The 1,273-nt window shown below is 44.0% G+C and carries 1 protein-coding gene; it reads right to left on the bottom strand.

The genetic code is table 11. The features are described from left to right. Positions 1 to 90 precede the first annotated feature (90 nt). Positions 91 to 1,185 carry an FAD-dependent monooxygenase gene (locus CF651_RS31815; protein ID WP_094018883.1) on the bottom strand — a complete coding sequence of 365 codons (1,095 nt, stop codon included), beginning with the start codon at positions 1,183 to 1,185 and terminating at the stop codon, positions 91 to 93. Positions 1,186 to 1,273 lie beyond the last annotated feature (88 nt).

The following is a 1,273-nucleotide window of genomic DNA, read 5'->3' as shown; positions in this document are numbered from 1 at the left end:
CGCCTCCCATAGTACAGTAACATAACGGTTCTTTGTATCGTTCATGCTAATTCCTCCAATTTATAAATAGTATTTTTCACTTTACCGCTGTTATAATCGTCCAAAAGAACGATTAAAGCCTTGGCCCGCAAGCACATCTTGGCGAACCACATCTAAACGACGTGTTTGGTATTCACCCAAAGCTCTTGTTATCGAATTCGGATACTGTTTAATGGAGTCTATAATGGCTACCGTATCATCAAGTGAGTCATTAAAGCCTGCGCCCGTCATTGGTGACATGGTATGAGCTGCATCGCCGATCATGGCTATTCTTCCTTTTGACAATATATTAGGGATGTATTCATTAACAGGTGCCCCGATTAAACTGCGGTCCTTAATCGCGATTTGCAAAATTGCATCATCTTCTTTATTCCAATTTGCTTGGCTAGTTTGTGATAGTTCTTCCAGTAGCGAATCCGGAATATCTTCACCGTATAAGGAATGCTGGGCAACCCCGTCCTTTAACACCCCTAACTCAGACAGCAATTGATTATGCGAATGATCAAACCAGCAAAAACCTATCCATCGCTGGCCAGGATGGGTCCCCCCCTCTATACCTGGCATCACCGCAGTTGTCAATGTACCGGCAGCACTATGGTTGAAATAAGCGCTCGAAAGTTGCCGTTTTTTCCAGTCTTTCTTTGGCAGCAGTTCTTCGTCCACCTTCCCTACCCAAACCAGATAGCCAGCATAATCTGCAAATGGTTTGTCAGGGTTTAAATAGCGGCGGACAATACTGCGATATCCATCTGCGCCAATCAAAAAGTCACCTTTAAACGTCTGCTCCTCATCACTGGTAGCCCAAGCAGATGATTCATTTTGCCCAACACTAGCAATTCGTGTATGGTGCCGAAGGGTAATACCAGGTTCTTTAGCAACCGCATTGCGCAAACGTTCTTGAATGGCTGACCAGGCTTCAACATTGTTGTTGCCATTGGATGCCAAGTGTCTTAATTCTCGTTCAATTTCACTAATACTATAAGGCTTTGTGTGTAAACGAATAAAAGCACCGTTTCTTAATGATGAATCTGCACGTTCAAGAATGGTAACTGTATAACCAGAACGAGATAACGCAAGCCCCATCATTAGACCACCTAAAGATCCACCTACAATAATGGCATGTTCAAACTGTTTTTGTGACATCATTCATTCTTCCTTTACTGCAGTTTCATCTGGCTGCGGAGCATCCGGTCTGTCTCTTATACCCCTTTCCGGGCCCACGGAACTAAGGCGA

Source organism: Paenibacillus rigui (assembly GCF_002234615.1).
Lineage (GTDB): Bacteria > Bacillota > Bacilli > Paenibacillales > NBRC-103111 > Paenibacillus_S > Paenibacillus_S rigui.
This window is presented reverse-complemented; position numbering and strand designations above follow the sequence as displayed.